Origin of the sequence: Streptococcus pseudopneumoniae (genome assembly GCF_001070815.1) — a bacterium.
Lineage (GTDB): Bacteria > Bacillota > Bacilli > Lactobacillales > Streptococcaceae > Streptococcus > Streptococcus pseudopneumoniae_P.
Window position 1 is genome coordinate 37,062 of record NZ_JVLX01000012.1, and the last position, 21,000, is coordinate 58,061.

Below are 21,000 nucleotides of genomic sequence, written 5' to 3' on the forward strand. Positions count from 1 at the left end.
TTTCTTTATTGGTATTTTTCTGTTAAGGACTGCCAAATCTCTTCCGTCGGCATTTCCTTGCCTGTCCACAGTTGAAAAGCTTCTGCAGCTTGATAGAGCAACATCCCCAGACCATTGACGGCTGAATTACCCTGACTTCTAGCCCATTTCAAAAATGGTGTTTCAAAGGGTTGGTAAATGATATCTGCTACTAAAAGAGTTTCTGATAGGACAATGTTTTCAGGAACTGGAGATGATTGACCATCCATCCCTACACTTGTCGCATTGACTAGTAAGTCCGACTCAGCAATCCTTGCTTGCAGTTCAGGAACATCTTCTAAAGCATACAAATCCACTTTAAAGCCTGTCTGCTCCTGTAACTTGTCTAGATAAGGTCTTGTTTTTTCCATAGAAACTGAACGAACAAAGACAGAAATCTGACTGACACCATCCAAAATAGCTTGTGCCAAGATAGACTTGGCCGCACCACCTGCACCCAGCAGGGTCATCTTCTTACCTGTAATTGTAAAAGAAGGCAAGCTCTTAAAAAATCCCTTGCCATCTGTATTATATCCAATTAAATTGCCATTCTCATTGACAACCGTATTGACCGCACCGATCAAGCGCGCTTCGTCACTCAGTTCATCCAAATAAGAAATCACTTGCTCCTTATAGGGCATAGAAAGGTTAATTCCAAACATCTGGTAGCGACGAATATTGGCCACTGTTTCTGCCAAGTCACCCGCTTCAATCTCCCAAGCCACGTAAGCACCATTGGTATCTGTCGCCTCAAAGGCACTATTGTGAATAAAGGGGGAAATAGAATGCTTAATAGGATTGGCAACAACGGCAGCTAAACGTGTATAGCCATCAAGCTTCATCCAAAATCTCCCGAATTTTTTTCATGTTAGCTAAGGAAATCTGACCTGGGGCACTTGCCTCATCTAGACTAGCAAAAGACCAGCTAGAACCCGTCACATCCGCAGTGATACGAGAGACCTTGCCCACCTTGCCCATAGAAATGGTCACATATTCCTGCTCAGGATTGAGGATTTTAAAGCCTCGTGTATAGTTCATCAAGTCTAGCACATCCTGCTCCGTGTGAGCCATCACTGCAACCTTAACAAGTTTTGGATTTAGGCTCGTCAACTCTGACAAGATTTCCATCATATTTTCAGGTGTTTCTTGGAAATTGTGGTAACTCAAAACGAGATTTGGGAAGTCCAGCATTTCCTCAAAAACATCCTTGTAACTATAGTACTCAAAATCAATATAATCTGGCTGATAGAGTTGCGCCACTTCCTTGATGAGATGGATATATTCTTCTGGAGAAAGGTCGATTTCTCCCCCTTCAGAGCGAGTTCGCAATGTGAAAACCAACTCACGGCCTGCGAATTTTTCAAAAATCGCTGGAGCTACCTGCAAAATCGCTTCTTTAGGCAGATAGTCGGCACGCCATTCAATGATGTCGGCATCCAGATACCTCGTGGCATCCAGAGCCTGGACCTCCTCTAAACTTCTTGGCATTACTGAAACAATTAATTTCATTTACTAACCTTCATACTAATCACCTTGAGGTAATTACTACTTTCATCTTTTTTATTATAGGCAAAATCTGCTGGAAGACCGTATTTGTTTAAAATCTGGTAATTTCTTCCTGCAAAGCCTTTATCAATTTGTTCTGTAAATTTTTGGCGGGATACATTGGCAGCATTGGTACTGGCAATAATAATACCGCCCGGATTTAAAATCTCAAGACTCTGGGATATCAACTTGTGATAATCCTTAGCCACAGAGAAGGTCTGTTTTTTGTTCCGAGCAAAGCTAGGCGGATCTAGGACAATCACATCATAGGTCAAGTCTTTTCGCTTAGCATATTTGAAATACTCAAAGACATCCATGACTATAAAACGATGGTCGTCTGTACTGATTCCATTTGCCTGAAAATGCGCTTGAGACAATTCTCGTGAACGCTTAGCTAGGTCAACCGAAGTTGTCTGGCTTGCTCCTCCCATGGCCGCAGCCACTGAAAAAGCTGCGGTGTAGGAAAACATATTGAGCAAGGATTTACCCATAGCCAATCCGTCAACTAGGCTACCACGAACCTCGTGCTGGTCTAAGAAAATCCCTGTCATCAAGCCATCATTCATAAAAACTTGATAGAGGACACCATTTTCCAAAACAGTGAAAAAGTCAGGTGCTTCTTGACCATAAACATGGGCAGATTCATAGTCCAAACCCTTAAAACGGATCTTCTCATAGGTCCCTAAAACCTCAGGAAAAACCTTTCTAAAGGCTTCTGAGATGATCTGACGAATCTGATAAACATAAGAGTTATACCAAGAAAAGACAGCATAGTCGCCATAAAGGTCCACTGTCAGACCCCCAAAGCCATCCCCCTCTTGGTTGAAGAGACGAAAGGCAGTTGTCAATTCATCTTGATAGTAGGCACTTCTCTTTTCTTTAGCTTGTCTAAACAGCGTTTCAAAGAAAGCTTGATTAAAGGTCACCTTGTCTGTGCTGACAAACCAGCCCAAGCCCTTGTTTTGCTGAGAAAGGTAGGCAGTCCCAAGAAAGTTTCCATCTTGACTATGAACTTCTACTTCCTGATCCTTGAGATTGATATTCTCAAGGTCGCTGGCTTCTAGTAAAACTAGCCCTTTAGCGAGCTTCTTTTCAACCCTTTTGCTGACTCTTATTCTATTCATAGTCCCTATTATAGCAAATTTTGTGACAATTCTCAAAAAAGAAACTACCCTTGCTTTTTTACTCTAGTTTTAAAAAATGGTATACTAATACTAATAAAAACTTAGGAAGTAATTGTGTGAGAATCAATTTTAACAAAATCCAAAAAGCCATGGGTACCAGACTGGGTTTTGTCCTAACCCTTTTAATCCTCTATTGGCTCAAAACCTTACTAGCCTATACCGTTGACTTTAATTTAGATATTCAATTGGGCAAGCTGCAAGGGAATTACCTTGCCTTTATCGCTTTTTTCAATCCCCTTCCTTTGGGACTCCTCCTGCTGGCTCTAGCCCTCTATGCTCGGTCAACCAAGATCTTTTATGGCCTTAGTATAGCTATTTATAGCCTTTTGTTCATTTGGCTTTATTCCAATATCTTTTACTATCGAGAATTTAGTGACTTTATCACGGCCAATACCATGAAAGTGGTCAGCAAGGTGTCTGTTGGTACTGCCGAACTAGAGTTACTGCGCTTTTGGGATTTCATCTATTTTATGGATTTCCCATTGCTGGCTTATCTTCTCTATAAGAAGCTCATCCAGCTGGATAGGAGACCTTTCAAATTCCGCTCCAGTGTTGCTATCACTGCTCTCTCAGTCCTGCTCTTTTCTGCTAATCTTTTCTTGGCTGAAATCGAACGTCCCGATCTCCTATCGCGAGGATTTTCTAATTATTATATTGTTCGTGCCCTTAGTTTGCCAGCCTTTTTAGGTTATAGTGCCAACCAATCCTATAGCGCCAACAAAGAACGTGCCAAGGCCTCTGAGACCGACCTGCAACCCATTACAGATTATGTCCAAGAACATTCGACTAAGCCTAATCCAGACTATTTTGGATTAGCCAAAGGGAAAAATGTGATTTATCTCCACTTGGAAAGTTTCCAGCAGTTCCTACTGGACTATAAACTCAACATAGATGGAACTGATCATGAAGTCACTCCCTTCCTTAATTCCCTCTACCATTCGCAATCAACCCTAGCCTTTTCGAATATCTTTAACCAAGTCAAGGCTGGTAAGACCTCAGATGCGGAAACCATGCTGGAGACTGGTTTGTTTGGACTTGACCAAGGTTCCTTCATGGTCAACTATGGAGGTACCAATACCCAGCAGGCTGCGCCTTTTATCCTATCAAAAAATGGCTACCAATCAAGTGCAGTCTTTCATGGTAATATTGGGACCTTCTGGAACCGAAATACAACCTACAAACAATGGGGCTACCAATACTTCTTTGATGCTTCCTATTTTACCAAGCAAGACAGTAGCAATTCTTTCCAATATGGTTTAAATGATAAAATCATGATGAAAGATTCTATCCAATATCTAGAGCACTTGCAGCAGCCTTTTTATGCTAAGTATATCACGGTGTCCAATCACTATCCCTATGCTAGCAATCTGACAGGCGATGAGCTTGGTTTCCCACTGGCTAAAACCAAAGATGAAACAATCAATGGCTACTTCCAAACGGCTAACTATCTGGATAGTGCTATCAAGGCCTTCTTTGACTATCTCAAAGAAAGTGGCCTCTATGAAAAATCCATCATCGTCATCTACGGAGACCATTATGGAATTTCTAACTCCCGCAATCCTGACCTGGCTCCCTTGATTGGCAAGACTTCTGAGAACTGGTCGAATTACGACAATGCCATGTTGCAACGAGTGCCTTTTATGGTGGTCATGCCTGGCTATGAAAAAGGACAAATCATCAATACCTACGGTGGACAAATCGATATCTTACCGACTCTCGAACACCTCCTTGGTATTGAGTCCAATTCCTTCCTTCAAGTTGGACAAGATCTTCTGTCTCCAGATCATCAAGAAATCGTTGCCTTTCGGACTGCCAATTCCTTCGTTACACCAAAATACACCAGTTATGACGGACGAACCTACTATACTGAGAGCGGTCTTGAAATCAGCAATCTTGATGAACAAGCTCAGACTGAACTAGACATTGTTCGGCAGGCAGCCAGCCAACAGCTGAAAATCAGCGACCAGATTCAAACTGGCGATTTGATACGTTTCTACCAAGCAGATCATCTTGGAAAAGTTGATACAGAAAGTATTTCTTACCTCAATTCTTTACCAATTCTTCAAAAGATTGAGCAGGAAAAAGGTAGTCAATCAACCAGTCTCTTTAGCCAACGACAAGGTAAGACCAGTACTGACCTTTTCAAGGCACCAAGTTACCAAGAACTCCATCCAGAGTCGGCAGAAACCGAATCAAAATCACAATAAAAAATGCTCTTCCGTCTTGGAGGAGCATTTCTTTTTAAAAATTTATCAAGCAAGCGACCAACTAGCTCATCTTTTTTCTACTTCTGCTAATATGCGTGACAGGTAGTAACGATAGCTAAAAATAGCAAGACCAAACAAGAGGATAAGAGTTCCTACTCCCAAGCTGATGGCAAGGATAGTAGATAGAGACCGAATCAAGAATATGCTCACAAGGGCTGAAATCGACAAGATACCACAATAAATTAAGAGTAAAACAATTTTGACTATACCTTTTGAACGATTCACCAGGTCCGTAATGCTACTCCAATTGGTTGACAGATTTTTCATATCTTTAAAATAATGGTGGCAAGAAAGGCTGACACTGGCAAGAACCCATGCCACAAGAAGGTAAATCATCGAAAGGATAGGCAATCCTAAATAAAGGGAAAGACCAAGTAAAGTCAAGATAGGTAAAAAGGACTGGACAGCAAAGATAATCCAAAATTTCACTTTCACATAACGAGCAAAGTCAAAGGGTAAACTCTTCAGAAAATCAACATTTTCCCTCTCCAAGGATAAGGCAATTGAAGGAAGGCTGGTGATATTGTTATTGACAACTGCTATAAACATTCCCACGAAAAACAAGGGTAACCAGTATCGAGGATGAACGTCTGGAACTAACTGAGAATCTCGGATTGTGGAAATCGGACCAATCATCATGAGATAGGGAAGGAACGCACTTGTAAAAAGCACTGTAACCACGCCGGTTCCCTGTCCCAAGAGGGAGAGGTTGTAGCGCAAAACCATGCGGAAAAATCCCTTTTTAGTAGTTGAAATCCTCTCCTTACTGCGACGTTCTTTCTTGACCTTCTCCTCACTGTTAAGCAGGATAACGTCATAAAAACGAGGCAAAACCTTCTTTTTGCTCAAGTAAAGCAAGAAAACAGTTAGAATTATCCAAGCGAGCAGACCCAGGATGGCTTCTGTTGAAAAAGGCTCCACTGCTATTTTGTAAAAGAGATGAATAGGATAAAGAAGAAGTGGAATTTCTTTAGTCTGATTACCTATACCTCTAGAAGTGGACTGGACAAAGAAGACAAATAATAAAGGTATGAGAACCCCTATCCCAATCATCACATTCGCAAAAATAGACTGATACTTTCTAAAAAGCGCAGTTTGAGCCAAGAAATGCACTGCCACTATCATCACTAAAGCCAAAGAGACAAATAATAAGACCAAGGACAGCAGCATCAAAGGCAAACCCAGCCACAGAGAAGGGGCTAGCCTAATGTAGAGGACTAGAAAATAAGCTAGGATTGGTACAATTCCAGGCAGAGCTGGCAAGAGGACAGACAGACCTTTGGCAATTATAATCTCTGATTCTTTAAAAGCATAGGGCCTATACGATGCCAAGTCCTTACTCTCATAAAAGACATTGTAAAAAGCTGTTAAAGAAGTTGAAAAGACAAGCAGCAGTAAAAAAGAAATCATTCCACTAAAATAAATGGGGTTTTCCTCAAAAGGAAAATGAATGGCTATATTACTAAAAGCGATGAGCACCAAGAGACTAGAAAAAATGTAAGAACTTAGGACTCTAGCGGAAACATTTACTTTTTTCCCAGGATTCTTAGCCTGCTTCTTTCGTAGGTTAGCCAGATTAGCTTCTTGAGATGAATAGAGAATATTGATATCCACTAATTTTTTAATGACCTTGAGACGCATCTGAAACCTCCTCTTTTCTACCAGCAAGGCTAAGGTAGATACTTTCCAAAGACTGGTCTGGGTGGTCTTTTCTCAAGTCCTCCACGCTACCACAATAAATCAAATGCCCCTTTTTCAAAATGGCAATCCGATCACAGACTTGCTCGGCCACCTCTAGAACATGGGTTGAAAACAAGACCGTCTTGCCTTTTTGTGCATGTTCCTTCATCATCTGCTTCAAATCAAAGGCAGCCTGGGGATCCAAACCAGTCAAGGGTTCGTCCAAGACCCAAATATCAGGATCAGACAAGAGTGCCCCTATGACAAAGACTTTCTGACGCATTCCGTGAGAAAAAGTTTCAATGACCTGATAGCGATTTTCAGCAAAATCAAAAATTTTCAATAGCCTAGCTAGACTAGCCTCCAAGTCAGAGCTAGTCAGATCATAAGAGGAGGCGATTAATTCCCAAAATTCATTGGCCGTTAAGCGTAAAAATAAGTCAGGCGAGTCTGCTACGTAGCCAATCTTTCGTTTGATAGCCAAGCGATTTTCCGATAAATCCTGACCGTCTACCAAAATACGACCACTGCTGGGCGAAATAATACTGACTAAGGATTTTATAGTAGTCGATTTTCCAGCCCCATTATGGCCAATCAAGCCCATAATCTCCCCATTCTCAATCTGCAAATTGAGATTGCTCAAGGCCTCTTTATCACCATACACCTTACTAACATTTTGAAATTCAATCATGAGAAATCTCCTCTCTTTATCTATGTAATTTACTATAATTATAGCGCTTTCATTTTAAAAATCAACATTTTATATAAAATAGTCAAAAACTTATTATTCAGTTTTACGCAAACGTTTGAGCTAACCGATACTTTATGATAGAATAAAGAACAAGATTGACAAGTAAGAGGAAACATCATGCAAAATCAAACACTCATGCAATACTTTGAATGGTATCTGCCCCACGACGGCCAGCACTGGACGCGTCTAGCTGAAGATACTCCACACCTAGCCGATCTCGGTATCAGCCATGTCTGGATGCCACCAGCTTTTAAAGCTACCAACGAAAAAGATGTAGGCTATGGGGTCTATGACCTATTTGACCTTGGTGAGTTCAACCAGAAAGGGACTGTCCGCACCAAGTATGGTTTCAAAGAAGACTATCTTCAAGCCATTCAAGCACTAAAAGCACATGGGATCCAGCCTATGGCCGATGTGGTACTCAATCACAAGGCTGCTGCCGATCACATGGAAGCCTTTCAAGTCATCGAAGTGGATCCGGTTGACCGTACAGTCGAGCTCGGAGAACCCTTCACCATCAATGGCTGGACTAGCTTTACCTTCGATGGTCGCCAAGATACCTATAATGACTTTCACTGGCACTGGTACCACTTCACAGGTACAGACTACGATGCTAAACGCCGTAAATCAGGAATTTATCTGATTCAAGGAGACAACAAGGGCTGGGCCAACGAGGAATTGGTCGATAATGAAAATGGTAACTACGACTACCTCATGTATGCCGACCTAGACTTTAAACATCCTGAAGTCATCCAAAATATCTATGACTGGGCTGACTGGTTCATGGAAACGACTGGTGTAGCTGGTTTCCGCTTGGATGCCGTTAAACACATTGACTCTTTCTTCATGAGCAATTTTATCCGTGATATGAAGGAAAAATACGGTGAGGATTTCTATGTTTTTGGTGAATTCTGGAATCCTGACAAGGAAGCCAATCTAGACTATCTTGAAAAAACGGAAGAACGATTCGACCTTGTTGATGTTCGTCTCCACCAGAATCTCTTTGACGCCAGTCAAGCTGGCGCAAACTATGACCTTCGTGGTATTTTCACAGATAGCTTGGTTGAACTCAAACCTGACAAGGCTGTAACCTTTGTCGACAACCACGATACCCAACGTGGTCAGGCTCTTGAGTCTACTGTTGAAGAATGGTTCAAACCAGCAGCCTATACTCTCATTCTATTACGCCAAGATGGCCTTCCATGTGTCTTTTACGGAGACTACTATGGGATTTCAGGGCAGTATGCTCAACAAGATTTCAAAGAAGTCCTTGACCGCCTCCTAGCTATCCGAAAAGATTTGGCTTATGGAGAACAAAATGACTACTTTGATGATGCTAACTGTATCGGTTGGGTACGCTCAGGTGCTGAAAATCAATCCCCAATCGCAGTCTTGATTTCAAATGACCAAGAAAACAGCAAATCAATGTTTGTCGGCCAAGAATGGGCTAACCAAACCTTTGTAGATTTACTTGAAAACCACCTAGGTCAAGTTACAATTGATGAGGAAGGTTATGGACAATTTCCAGTCTCAACTGCTTCGGTAAGTGTCTGGGCAGCCAATACAATCTAATTGCCAATGATTATCAAGCCAGATCCAAACGGATTTGGCTTTTTTGTAGTCAAAAAGACCTACCCACCAAATGGATAGATCTTTATACTCAATGAAAATCAAACAGCAAACTAGGAAGCTAGTCGCAGGTTGCTAAAAACACAGTTTTGAGGTTGTAGATAAGACTGACGAAGTCAGTTACCTATACCTACGGCAAGGCGAAGCTGACATTGTTTGAAATTGATTTTCGAAGAGTATTACTTGATTACAATTTACCTGCTACTGCATCCAACAATTCTTGGATCTTAGCTTGGTTGCTTCCTCCTGCCATGGCCATGTCTGGTTTACCACCACCACGTCCATCGACGATTGGTGCCAATTCTTTGACAAGGTTTCCTGCATGAAGGTCTTTTGTCTTACTTGCTACAAGGACATTGACTTTGTCACCGATAGCAGCAACTAGGACAAGAAGATCAGAGTAGTCTTTTTGTTTCCAGTTATCTGCAAAAGTACGAAGGGCACCAGCATCTGATACAGACACTTGACTAGCAATGTAACGGTGACCATTGACTTCCTTCACATCCTTGAAGATATCGCCTGCAGCTGCAGCTGCAGCTTTTTCTTTCAACTCAGCATTTTCTTTTTGCAATTGACGAAGTTGTTCTTGAAGTCCTTCTACCTTGTGAGGCACTTCCTTGACTTGAGGTGCTTTCAAGGTTGCTGCGACAGCTTTAAGAGCGTCTTCTTGTTCACGGTAGGCTTCAAAGGCTTCCTTACCAGTCACTGCCAAGATACGGCGAGTTCCTGATCCGATCCCTTCTTCTTTGACAATCTTGAAGAGACCAATCTCAGAAGTGTTGCCAACGTGGGTACCACCACAAAGCTCGATAGAGTAGTCACCGATAGTAACAACACGGACTTCCTTGCCGTATTTCTCACCAAAGAGAGCCATAGCCCCCATTTCTTTAGCAGTGTCAATATCCGTTTCAACTGTCTTCACTTCAAGAGCTTCCCAGATTTTCTCGTTGACTTGCTGCTCAATCGCACGTAATTCTTCAGCAGTCACTGCTTGGAAGTGGGTAAAGTCAAAGCGAAGGAATTCAACTTCGTTAAGAGATCCTGCTTGTGTTGCGTGGTTTCCAAGAATATTATGAAGGGCAGCGTGAAGCAAGTGAGTCGCAGTGTGGTTTTTCATGACACGGTGACGACGATTTGTATCAATTGCCAAGGTATATTCTTGGTTCAAGGCAAGCGGTGCAAGGACTTCAACTGTATGAAGAGCTTGTCCGTTTGGAGCTTTTTGAACATTTGTTACAGTAGCCACGACCGAACCAGACTCATCCAAGATTTGTCCGTGGTCTGCAACCTGTCCACCCATTTCAGCGTAGAATGGAGTTTCCGCGAAGATAAGTGAGGCAATCCCTTCTGAAACAGCTTCTACTTCTGCATTGTCAGCCACGATAGCGACCAATTTAGAAGACAATTGTGATGCTTCATAGTTAAAGCGACTTTCCACTGTGATGTTTTGGAGGGTTTCATTTTGCATACCCATTGAACCACCTTTGACAGCTGACGCACGCGCGCGTTCTTGCTGTTCTTTCATGGCTGCTTCAAAGCCTTCACGGTCCACAGTCATCCCAGCTTCTTCAGCGATTTCTTCAGTCAGTTCAACTGGGAATCCATATGTATCATAGAGTTTGAAAACATCTGAACCAGCAATGACAGATTGACCTTTTTCTTTCAAGTCAGCTACAATGCCTTGGGCAAAGTGTTGACCTGAGTGAAGGGTACGAGCAAATGATTCTTCTTCACTCTTAACGATTTTTTCGATAAAGTTACGTTTTTCAAGCACTTCTGGGTAGTAGCTTTCCATGATTTTTCCAACGGTTGGAACGAGTTTGTAAAGGAAAGGCTCGTTGATTCCCAATTTTTGACCATGCATAGACGCACGACGGAGAAGACGGCGAAGGACGTAACCACGACCTTCATTTCCTGGAAGGGCACCATCACCGATGGCAAATGACAATGAACGGATGTGGTCAGCGATAACCTTGAAGCTCATGTTGTCGCCATCTTGGTCGTAGACCTTACCAGACAATTTCTCCACTTCACGAATGATCGGCATGAAGAGGTCTGTCTCAAAGTTTGTCTTAGCCCCTTGGATAACTGCTACCAAACGCTCCAAACCAGCGCCCGTATCAATGTTCTTGTGTGGCAATTCCTTGTACTCGCTACGAGGAACAGCAGGGTCTGCGTTAAATTGTGATAAAACGATGTTCCAGATTTCGATATAACGGTCGTTTTCAATATCTTCTGCAAGTAGGCGAATACCGATATTTTCTGGGTCAAAAGCTTCCCCACGGTCAAAGAAGATTTCTGTATCTGGTCCAGAAGGTCCTGCACCGATTTCCCAGAAGTTGTCCTCGATTGGAATCAAGTGACTTGGATCCACTCCCACTTCAATCCAACGGTTGTATGAATCTTTATCATCTGGATAGTAGGTCATGTAAAGTTTTTCCGCTGGGAAATCAAACCATTCTGGGCTTGTCAAAAGCTCATAAGCCCAAGTGATCGCTTCGTCACGGAAGTAATCCCCGATAGAGAAGTTCCCCAACATTTCAAACATGGTATGGTGACGAGCAGTTTTCCCTACGTTCTCGATATCGTTGGTACGGATAGCTTTTTGAGCATTGGTAATACGCGGATTTTCAGGGATAATGGTCCCGTCAAAGTATTTCTTAAGGGTTGCTACCCCAGAGTTGATCCACAAAAGAGTTGGGTCATTTACAGGAACCAAGCTCACTGATGGTTCTACAGAGTGACCTTTGGTCGCCCAGAAATCAAGCCACATTTGGCGTACTTGTGCACTAGATAGTTGTTTCATATTGTCTCCTTATTTACTTGTTTAATGTGATTGGCTTTCCAGCATTTCCACATAGTCAATCGCGACACAGAGGGAAATGACTAGGTCTGCATAAGAGTCCTCAAGAACCGTTACGGTATAGGTAGAGGTCAGATGGAAGAGTTCCTTCTTAATTTCTGCAATCATCTGATTACGATCATCCAGCAATTTGAAATCCAAATCCCAGATATTGCCCTCGATACGAAGTCCCAGATTATCAAACTCATACTTATCTCGCCAGAAGGTCAACTTCTTACGAATAACAAAACTCGAGCCATCCCGAAGCTGAATCTCAAAACGAGGAAGCAAGGTCAAGATTTCTTTACTGATCTGACTGACCTGTTCACCATTAGCATCATAGATGATAAAAGTTTTGGGAATCTTAAAAAATGATCCCTCCACCTGATAGGCGATTTCTCCCCGGTCATCCTTGATAGCGAAGCGTTCGCCTCCAAGACGAAACTTTTGTTTGACAAGAAATGTTTTCATCAACACCTCCAAAAAATCAAAAGACAAGCTCATATCACGAAGGGCGAAAAACCGCGGTACCACCTTCATTCAATGAACTTGTCATTCTCTTGTTCTTATGCAATTGTATGATTGAGTAGCATGACTTCCTAGCTTAGATGGCTCGCAGCACCGCCATTTCTCTGGACTAAGACAAGTGAAAATCAATTCTCAACTTTCTTATTATAACGTTTTTTTAAGTCTGCGTCAACTGGAAATCATCTCCGTTGAATCAGAGCCATTCCCTACATCTCAGATTACTTTTTCAGGATATATTTTTTCTTACTACCATTTTTCTTTTTATCCCAACTTTTATCCCACATTTTCGAATTGTTAAAAATAGCTTCGAAAAGATTTACAAATATAAAGTACCCTATCACCAAATGTATGGAATCAGTTGTTAGGTATTGTCGATCCAAACCATCCTTTAGAGAGAATAGTATAACAGTTTGCTGAACAGTCAAAAAGGCTGGCCAAAAAAATTTTTTGAAAAAAGTAGACATTTTCATTATTTGTTACCGCTTTCTGTAAGGTTAAGCTTAGTATACTACTAGGTAAGCAAATAAGCAACTATCATAGAAAAACATACAGTTACAAAAATCGACTTTTACATAAAAAAACGAACCAGCTTGACTGATTCGTTTCTTACGTTTAGCCTCCTACTTCCGATACATTTTAAACTGTAGGAAGAGGTCGCTATATTTTCCTGTCCATTTATGGTCAAATTTCTCATAAACTTCTAGGTGTTTCATAGTTTCAGCATCTGGATAGAAGGCTTTATCTTCTTTTTTCTCCTCTGGGAGCAATTCCTTAGCTGGTAGGTTTGGTGTTGAATAGCCGACATACTCTGCATTTTTGAGTGCATTTTCGGGTTTCAACATAAAGTTGATAAAGGCATAGGCTGCATCTTGGTTTTTGACTGTTTTGGGAATGACCATATTGTCAAACCAAAGGTTGCTGGCTTCTGTCGGTACCACATAGCGTAGATTTTCGTTTTTTTCTAGCATTTGGCTGGCTTCACCAGAGAAGGTCACGCCGATTGCAGCGTTGTTCTGAATCATGTAACCCTTCATCTCATCTGCAACGATGGCCTTGATATTTGAAGTCAGTGTATAGAGCTTATCCACTGTTTCTTCCAACTGCTGGGGATCCTTGGAGTTGAGGCTGTAGCCAAGGGAGTTGAGCCCCAGTCCCAGCACCTCACGCGCCCCATCAAAGAGCATGATGGAGTTCTTATACTCTGGCTTCCAGAGGTCATCCCAATGCTCAGGCGCTTCCTCTACCATTGTTTCATTGTAGACAATTCCCAAGGTTCCCCAGAAGTAAGGGATGGAGAATTTATTACCCGGGTCAAAGGACTGGTTGAGGAACTCTGGTCCGATATTTTCAAGACCTTCAAGTTTTGAATAGTCAAGCGGGACCAAGAGGTCTTCATCCTTCATCTTGTTAATCATGTATTCACTAGGAATGGCAATATCGTAGGTCGTTCCACCCTGCTTGATCTTGGTATACATGGCTTCGTTGGAATCAAAGGTCTCGTACTGGACTTGGATTCCTGTTTCTTCTGTGAATTGCTCCAAGAGTTCAGGATCGATATAATCACCCCAGTTGTAAATGACCAGTTTTTGACTATCTCGACTATTGATTTTACTATCGAGATGAGTCGCAATTCCCCATAAGACAAGGATAATGGCTGCAATTCCCGCTAAAAATGAATAGAGTTTTTTCATGCTTGCTCCTCCTTCTCACGTGAGATAAAGTAATATCCAACCACTAGGATAATACTAAAGAGAAAGACAAGGGCAGACAGGGCATTGATTTCTAGCGAAATCCCCTTACGAGCACGAGAGTAAATCTCGACTGATAGGGTTGAAAAGCCATTTCCCGTTACAAAGAAGGTCACGGCAAAGTCATCTAGCGAATAGGTGAAGGCCATGAAATAACCTGCAATGATAGACGGAGTCAGGTAAGGAAGCATGATTTCCTTGAACATCTGAAACTGACTAGCACCTAGGTCATAGGCCGCATGAATCATGTCACCGTTCATTTCCTTAAGACGAGGCAAGACCATCAAGACCACGATAGGAATCGAAAAGGCCACATGACTAGAAAGAACTGTCAAAAAGCCAAGTGAAAATTTGAGTTGAGTAAAGAGAATCAAGAAGCTGGCACCAATCATAACATCAGGCGCAACCATAAGGATATTATTAAGTGAAAGAAAGGCTTCTTGGTATTTCTTACGAGACTGGTAAATGTAAATAGCTCCAAAAGTCCCGATAATCGTCGCTATCAATGCTGACAGAAAGGCCAAGAAAAAGGTCTGGGTCACAATTAACATAAGGCGACCATCACCAAACATAGTTTTAAAATGACTCAAACTAAAGCCTGTAAAGCTATTCATGTCGTTGCCTGCATTAAAGGCATAACCAATCAGGTAAAAAATGGGCAGGTAGAGGACAAGAAAGACTAGTCCCAGATAAAGATTGGCAAATTTTTTCATCGTTCTCTCCTTTCCTTGGTCACCCACATGGTGATGAACATGGTCAGAATGAGAATCACACCGATGGTTGAACCCATACCGTAGTTGTCATTGGTCAGGAAGTTCTGCTCAATGGCTGTTCCCAGCGTGATAACGCGGTTCCCACCAATCAAACGGGTCAGCATGAAGAGACTCAAGCTTGGAATAAAGACCGACTGAACTCCACTTCGCACGCCGTTCATAGACAGAGGGAAGATGACATGACGGAAGGTCTCCCATTTGGTCGCACCAAGATCGTAGCTGGCATTGATGAGATTGTTATCCATATCATCCAAGACATTGAAAATCGGCAATATCATAAATGGAAGCTCGATGTAGCTTGCGACAAAAATAAAGGAGAAATCGGTAAAGAGCAATTGCTGTGAACCGATTCCGATAAATTCCAAGAATTGGTTAATAGAGCCATTTTGACCAAAAATCCCGATAAAGGCATAGGCCTTGAGGAGCAAATTGATCCAGGTTGGCAGGATAATCAGCATAAGCCAGAGTTGACGGTGCTTGAGGCGGGTCAAAAAGAGGGCTGTTGGATAGCTGATAAGCAAGGTCACAAAGGTCACAATTCCTGCATAGAGTACAGAGTTGAAACTCATTTTTAGATAAGTCAAGTTTTGTGACGCAAAGTAGGACTTATAGTTTTCTAAACTAAACTGGCCTTCGATGTTGAAAAAGGATTGACCGAAAATCAAGACCAAGGGTGCCAACACAAAGAGGACAATCCAGAGCATATAGGGCACTACAAAGAGTTTAGAGCTTGTTTTCTTCATCTCTTTCCTCCTCGATTGCATTGATCAGACCTGCTTCTTGCTCTTCGATTTCTACGTATTCTTCGATACGAGCATCAAACTCTTCTTCGGTTTCGTTGAGACGCATGATATGGATGTCTTCTGGTTCAAAGTCCAGACCGATTTCCTCACCCACAATGGCCTTACGGGTTGAGTGGATCATCCATTCATTCCCAAGTTCGTCATAGGCGATAATTTCATAGTGCACCCCACGGAAGAGCTGGGTATCCACCTTAACTTGGAGCTTGCCTTCTTCAGGAAGGGTAATGCGCAAGTCCTCTGGACGAATCACGACCTCAACAGGTTCATTCGGCTTCATCCCCCCATCAACTGCTTCGAAGCGTTTGCCGTTAAACTCAACCAAGTAGTCCTCAATCATGGTTCCTGGCAAGATATTTGACTCACCGATAAAGGTGGCAACAAAGTGGTTGATTGGCTCATCATAGATATCCACAGGTGTTCCAGACTGGACAATCTCGCCATCATTCATGACGAAAATCCAGTCACTCATGGCAAGAGCTTCTTCCTGATCGTGAGTGACAAAGACAAAGGTAATGCCCAATCGTTGTTGTAGTTCACGCAGTTCATACTGCATGTCTGTTCTTAATTTCAAGTCCAGCGCTGACAAAGGCTCGTCCAACAAAACCACACGAGGTTGGTTGATGATGGCACGGGCAATAGCCACACGCTGACGTTGTCCTCCAGAAAGTTTACGGATAGAACGCTTCTCGTAACCTTCCAACTGAACCATCTTGAGAACTTCCGCTACGCGTTGCTCGATTTCTTTCTTATCAATTTTACGCAAGCGAAGTGGAAAAGCAACATTTTCAAACACATTCATATGTGGAAACAAGGCATAAGATTGGAAAACGGTATGGACGTCTCGCTTGTTGGTTGGGATGTCGTTGATACGAACACCGTCCAGCAAAATATCTCCTGTCGTCGCATCCAGTAAACCTGCAATGATGTTAAGGATGGTTGATTTCCCTGAACCAGATGCGCCTAAAAGGGTGTAGAATTTCCCTTCTTCCAACTCAAAGTTGATGTCTTTGAGAACCTTGGTGTTGCTGTCTTCAAAAACTTTAGAGACGTTTTTGAATTCAATAATTGGTTTTTTCAATTGTCATTTATTCCTTCTTTTTCATAGATTAACAGATCAGGGCTCTGTCAGGCCACTACTACCTCGTGTAGGAGATTGAACTGCCTACATTCTTCTGCACTAACGATAGGCTTTCACCCCCTTTCCATGACATAGCAGCAGCTTTTCAAATACAGCTTCTTACTTGCTTTCACCTAAAATACGGACTTCTCTCTCAAGAGTAACGCCAGAGTGTTCCTTGACTTTTTCGATAACAGACTCAATCAAGTCTTCGTAGTCTTTGGCCGTTCCATCTGCGACATTGATCATAAATCCTGCATGCTTTTCTGACACTTCTACGCCACCGATACGATAGCCTTTCAAGCCAGCTTCTGAAATTAATTGACCTGCAAAATGACCTACTGGACGCTTAAAGACCGAACCACAAGATGGATATTCTAAAGGTTGCTTGAGTTCACGTAGATGCGTCAAGCGATCCATTTCTTGCTTGATAACCTGATGGTTTCCTGGAGCAAGGGAAAATTTAGCTGACAAGACAACTGCACCAGACTCCTGAATGGCTGAATGGCGGTACCCAAAAGCCAAGTCCTTGGCAGACAGAGTCTCGATTTCTCCGTCCTTAGTCAAGATTTTACAAGACTGTAAGATATGGGCAATCTCGCCACCATAGGCACCTGCATTCATAAAGACAGCACCGCCGACGCTCCCCGGAATGCCACAAGCAAATTCAAAACCAGTCAAACTATGACGAAGGGCAATGCGAGTTGTTTCAATCAAGTTAGCACCAGCTTCTGCTTCGATGGTATAGCCATCAACGGAAACATTATTGAGCTTGTCACACAAGATGACAAATCCACGAATTCCACCATCACGAACAATGATGTTGCTGGCATTTCCAAGAACCATCCAAGGGATGTCTTCTTGATTGGCAAATTTGACAACGCGAGCTAACTCAAAACGATTTCGTGGAAAGACCAGATAATCAGCCTCTCCACCTACTTTTGTATAACTATAGCTATGCAAGGGTTCCTTGAAACGGATATCAATCCCTTCTAAGATTTCAAGCATTTTTTCTTTTACTGACATGACACTCTTCCTTTTACAAAATTCATTCCATTATACCATTTTTAAGACCATTTGACGACCCTAAAAAAATCTTGGGCTTACTTTAAACAAAAAAGAGGTTTCCCCTCTTTTTATGATTTTTTGCAAAAGATTGCCTTGGTTCCATAGGCAAGCAGAACAAGTTCAAGTGCTAGGACAACTTCAACCAAGACTGGATTGGTCAACCAGCCAACTTGGGCAAGAGATGGTGCCAGGTCAAAGAAGGCATGTAGTCCATAGGCCGCTAGGAGATAAATCCATTTCTTCTGGCGAACAGCTTGGTAAACCCAAACAGTCAAGAGTAATTGGAAACCTAGCGCCAAGATTCGCTCAAAACCAAGCAAATAAATCTGCCAGACTGATAGCGACTGAATAGTTTTCAACATATTTTCAGACAGCAATTGCATAACCTGTGGATTTTGCGTTTGAACTGCTGAGAGAACGAAGTAGAGATTAAGCAAACTAGTAAGACCTAGGAAAATCAACTCCAAGCCACCATGCCCCAATCCATAAGCCAAGGCATCCGCCTTTTCCAAATTTCTCTTTTTCTCCAACCATTTGAAGAAAATAAGACGAGCAGTTTCCTCAAAAAATGCTGCCATGGCTAGGCCATAGATGATATAGACAAGCGGATGGTCTTGCAAGAGGGCAATACTACCGTCTTTTTGAGGATGCAAAACCAAGATATGCACCAGTTTTTCTAAAATCTGTGAAGAGACAAAGAAGGCAACAGCCCCCAAGCCCAAAACAGCTAAATTAATCTGGTATTTCTTTTTGGCATACCAAATACTCCCTATCAAGAAAGCTAGCAACAACACCATGGTAATGATAATATGAATGGTCATTTTCTTCTCCTATTCCGCCTTTTCAATATCTTTTTTCATCTCGTCAACATTGAACTTAGCAAACAAGTATTGACGATCTTGGACTGGAAAACGTTGATCCAACTGGTCAACAGCTCCCACCTCAATAATGCCTTCCTTGATGACAAAGTCCATGACATGCCCACCGAAGGTCAAATCATCTGAGATGAAGTGTAGATGATAGCCTGCCACACTGACTCCATGGAAAATCTCTGGCGTCCAGAAACCAACGATGGTTCCTGCTACATTGTCTCGACGATATTCAGGTTGATGGGTTGCGACCTCAGCAAACTTGGTATCTGGTGTCGACTTGGGAATCATACGCACATGCATATGCGAAAATTCCCCACGAATCTTGATAGAACGGAAAAGATTTTCCCCGTCATAATAAGACTCGATTCGCTCTTCCAATTCCTTGTCTGTCATCTCAAAGCGCTGGCGGAAAATGACCTCTGCCTGATGCGGTACTACTGCTGCATAAGGAATAAGGGCATCTGGTGATACTTCCACAATTTCTGGCTGATCTCCTGAGCCTTTGGCCTGGTAGGCCTTGCCATCCAATACAATCAATTCCCCATCAATAGAATCCAAGGTTCCCAAACCAAGGTCACCATGCTCTAGCAATTCTCCCACTGTCATGGTACCGCCATAAAGGCCTGCCATCAAGGCTCCAAGGGTATTGTATTGAAATAATTTCACTGGTTCCTGCACGTTCTTATCCATTCACTTTCTTGTCTGTTATTCTATAAATCTTACTCCTAAGTATACCACATTTGCCCCTAGATGTGAACGAGAGAAACACTCTAGACATTGCCAAGAAGGAAAAAAAAGGGTACAATGTAACAAAATCAAGGGAGGTCTGGAATGAAGAAACAAAGCAAGTACCAAGAGGTTGTTTCCTATCTGAAAAACGGTATAGAGTCTGGACGATTTCCAACGGGAAGTCGCCTGCCTTCTATCCGTCAACTGAGCCTTGACTTTCACTGTAGCAAGGACACCATTCAGAGAGCCCTTCTGGAATTACGGCACGAACAATACCTCTATGCCAAGCCCCAGAGTGGCTACTATGTATTAGAACAAGGGGAACACCAGGATCTAGAAATCGAAGTCACTGACGAACATGCCAGTGCCTATGACGATTTCCGACTCTGTATCAATGAAACCTTGATTGGCCGGGAAAACTACCTCTTCAACTACTATGACAACCATGAAGGATTAGAAGACTTAAGACAATCCATTCATAAACTCCTCTTTGACCAAGCTCTCTACTGCAAGGCTGATCAACTGGTACTGACTTCTGGAACCCAGCAAGCCTTGTTTATCCTTTCTCAAATATCCTTTCCTAGCCAAGCCAAGGAAATCTTGGTGGAACAGCCGACCTACCATCGGATGAATCGCCTCTTAATTGCTCAAGGTCTGGACTATCAAACGATCGAACGAGGCATTGATGGAATTGACTTGGAGGAACTGGAAGGCCACTTCAAAACAGGAAAAATTAAGTTTTTCTACACCATTCCTCGTTTCCACTATCCTCTGGGGCATTCCTATTCTGAGCAGGACAAACGGGCTATTCTTGACTTAGCTGCCAAGTATGGTGTCTATATCGTAGAGGACGACTATCTGGGTGATTTGGACTCCAAGAAGGGCCAGACCTTCCACTATCTGGATACAGAAAAGCGCGTCATTTATATCAAGTCCTTCTCAACCAGCCTCTTTCCAGCCCTGCGGATAACAGCACTCATTCTTCCAAATGCTATCAAGGAAGCCTTTGTCGCCTACAAAAATATCCTAGACTACGACAGCAACCTCATCATGCAAAAGGCCCTGTCACTCTATATTGACAGTCAATTATTTGAGAAAAATCGGCTAGCTCGCTTGTCCAATCAGGAAACTTACCAAAAACAACTCGAGGAAAGCTTAACTAAAACATCTTGTCCCCTCCCTCACTTTCCCCTACACGATGGTTTATTGCTAGACCTTAGACAGTATCCTAAAATTGCTAGTCTCAAACACAGTCAACTGGGCTTGGACTTCTTTGAAGAGGCTTACTTGGATACCTGTCCTTATCAATTTGCCAAGGTATCCTTAGACAATCTGGAAAAGGTTTTAAACTATTTAAAAGCAGAATTGGATTGACTTCCAACTCTGCTTTTTTCTTATACTCTTCGAAAATCAAATTCAAACCACGTCAGCGTCGCCTTACCGTAC

At 42.4% G+C, this 21,000-nt stretch carries 18 protein-coding genes; 3 read left to right on the top strand and 15 right to left on the bottom strand.

Annotation, left to right across the window (positions count from 1 at the left end):
- Window positions 1-5: 5 nt before the first annotated feature.
- The 3 genes from ADG81_RS01200 to ADG81_RS01210 are packed head-to-tail and all read right to left on the bottom strand — an operon-like array spanning window position 6 to window position 2,687.
- Window positions 6-860: a shikimate dehydrogenase gene (locus ADG81_RS01200; RefSeq protein ID WP_049550653.1), complete on the bottom strand. Its 855-nt coding sequence runs from the start codon at window positions 858-860 to the stop codon at window positions 6-8.
- On the bottom strand, window positions 850-1,527 hold the full coding sequence (gene aroD, locus ADG81_RS01205; RefSeq protein ID WP_004259794.1) for a type I 3-dehydroquinate dehydratase: 678 nt from the start codon (window positions 1,525-1,527) through the stop codon (window positions 850-852). Before aroD ends, ADG81_RS01200 begins: the two co-directional genes overlap by 11 nt.
- A complete protein-coding gene (locus ADG81_RS01210; RefSeq protein WP_049550654.1) occupies window positions 1,524-2,687 on the bottom strand; it encodes a class I SAM-dependent rRNA methyltransferase in 1,164 nt (387 codons plus the stop codon). Before ADG81_RS01210 ends, aroD begins: the two co-directional genes overlap by 4 nt.
- A 149-nt stretch (window positions 2,688-2,836) precedes the next feature.
- Here ADG81_RS01210 and ADG81_RS01215 point away from each other — a divergent pair, with 149 nt between their 5' ends.
- Window positions 2,837-4,954, top strand: a complete 2,118-nt coding sequence (locus ADG81_RS01215; protein ID WP_049550665.1) for an LTA synthase family protein — start codon at window positions 2,837-2,839, stop codon at window positions 4,952-4,954.
- Between the two features lie 66 nt (window positions 4,955-5,020).
- Here the strand turns inward: ADG81_RS01215 and ADG81_RS01220 are convergent, their stop codons facing one another.
- A complete protein-coding gene (locus ADG81_RS01220) occupies window positions 5,021-6,655 on the bottom strand; it encodes a hypothetical protein (protein WP_049550655.1) in 1,635 nt (544 codons plus the stop codon).
- Window positions 6,636-7,385: an ABC transporter ATP-binding protein gene (locus ADG81_RS01225; protein ID WP_023946342.1), complete on the bottom strand. Its 750-nt coding sequence runs from the start codon at window positions 7,383-7,385 to the stop codon at window positions 6,636-6,638. The genes ADG81_RS01220 and ADG81_RS01225 overlap by 20 nt, the downstream gene beginning before the upstream one ends.
- A 177-nt stretch (window positions 7,386-7,562) precedes the next feature.
- Between ADG81_RS01225 and ADG81_RS01230 the strand changes: the two genes are divergently transcribed.
- Window positions 7,563-9,017: an alpha-amylase gene (locus tag ADG81_RS01230; protein ID WP_049550656.1), complete on the top strand. Its 1,455-nt coding sequence runs from the start codon at window positions 7,563-7,565 to the stop codon at window positions 9,015-9,017.
- A gap of 244 nt (window positions 9,018-9,261) precedes the next feature.
- On the opposite strand, the gene alaS is transcribed toward ADG81_RS01230, so the two are convergent.
- The 10 genes from alaS to budA all read right to left on the bottom strand — a co-directional run bounded on the left by alaS (window position 9,262) and on the right by budA (window position 19,515).
- Window positions 9,262-11,880 carry an alanine--tRNA ligase gene (gene alaS, locus ADG81_RS01235; protein WP_049550657.1) on the bottom strand — a complete coding sequence of 873 codons (2,619 nt, stop codon included), beginning with the start codon at window positions 11,878-11,880 and terminating at the stop codon, window positions 9,262-9,264.
- 21 nt (window positions 11,881-11,901) lie between these two features.
- Window positions 11,902-12,387 (bottom strand): LURP-one-related/scramblase family protein, encoded by a 486-nt coding sequence (locus ADG81_RS01240; RefSeq protein ID WP_049550658.1) that lies wholly within the window; start codon window positions 12,385-12,387, stop codon window positions 11,902-11,904.
- A 275-nt stretch (window positions 12,388-12,662) separates the two neighbouring features.
- Window positions 12,663-12,914: a hypothetical protein gene (locus ADG81_RS09985; RefSeq protein WP_049550659.1), complete on the bottom strand. Its 252-nt coding sequence runs from the start codon at window positions 12,912-12,914 to the stop codon at window positions 12,663-12,665.
- Window positions 12,915-13,064: 150 nt separating this feature from the next.
- Window positions 13,065-14,135, bottom strand: coding sequence for an ABC transporter substrate-binding protein (locus ADG81_RS01250; protein WP_049550660.1), 1,071 nt, complete (start codon window positions 14,133-14,135; stop codon window positions 13,065-13,067).
- The gene (locus ADG81_RS01255; RefSeq protein ID WP_000712740.1) at window positions 14,132-14,905 is read right to left on the bottom strand and encodes an ABC transporter permease; all 774 of its coding nucleotides are present in this window, start codon (window positions 14,903-14,905) and stop codon (window positions 14,132-14,134) included. The genes ADG81_RS01250 and ADG81_RS01255 overlap by 4 nt, the downstream gene beginning before the upstream one ends.
- Window positions 14,902-15,708 carry an ABC transporter permease gene (locus ADG81_RS01260; RefSeq protein WP_000753806.1) on the bottom strand — a complete coding sequence of 269 codons (807 nt, stop codon included), beginning with the start codon at window positions 15,706-15,708 and terminating at the stop codon, window positions 14,902-14,904. The genes ADG81_RS01255 and ADG81_RS01260 overlap by 4 nt, the downstream gene beginning before the upstream one ends.
- Window positions 15,689-16,846: an ABC transporter ATP-binding protein gene (locus tag ADG81_RS01265; RefSeq protein WP_000742900.1), complete on the bottom strand. Its 1,158-nt coding sequence runs from the start codon at window positions 16,844-16,846 to the stop codon at window positions 15,689-15,691. The genes ADG81_RS01260 and ADG81_RS01265 overlap by 20 nt, the downstream gene beginning before the upstream one ends.
- Before the next feature lie 159 nt (window positions 16,847-17,005).
- Window positions 17,006-17,911, bottom strand: a complete 906-nt coding sequence (murB, locus tag ADG81_RS01270; protein WP_049550661.1) for a UDP-N-acetylmuramate dehydrogenase — start codon at window positions 17,909-17,911, stop codon at window positions 17,006-17,008.
- A gap of 110 nt (window positions 17,912-18,021) precedes the next feature.
- On the bottom strand, window positions 18,022-18,774 hold the full coding sequence (locus ADG81_RS01275) for a YhfC family intramembrane metalloprotease (protein WP_049550662.1): 753 nt from the start codon (window positions 18,772-18,774) through the stop codon (window positions 18,022-18,024).
- A gap of 9 nt (window positions 18,775-18,783) precedes the next feature.
- Window positions 18,784-19,515 carry an acetolactate decarboxylase gene (gene budA / locus ADG81_RS01280; protein ID WP_004259844.1) on the bottom strand — a complete coding sequence of 244 codons (732 nt, stop codon included), beginning with the start codon at window positions 19,513-19,515 and terminating at the stop codon, window positions 18,784-18,786.
- Window positions 19,516-19,656: 141 nt separating this feature from the next.
- On the opposite strand from budA, the gene ADG81_RS01285 reads away from it, so the two are divergent.
- Entirely contained in the window at window positions 19,657-20,928 is a 1,272-nt protein-coding gene (locus tag ADG81_RS01285; RefSeq protein WP_049550663.1) for a PLP-dependent aminotransferase family protein, read from the top strand.
- Window positions 20,929-21,000 lie beyond the last annotated feature (72 nt).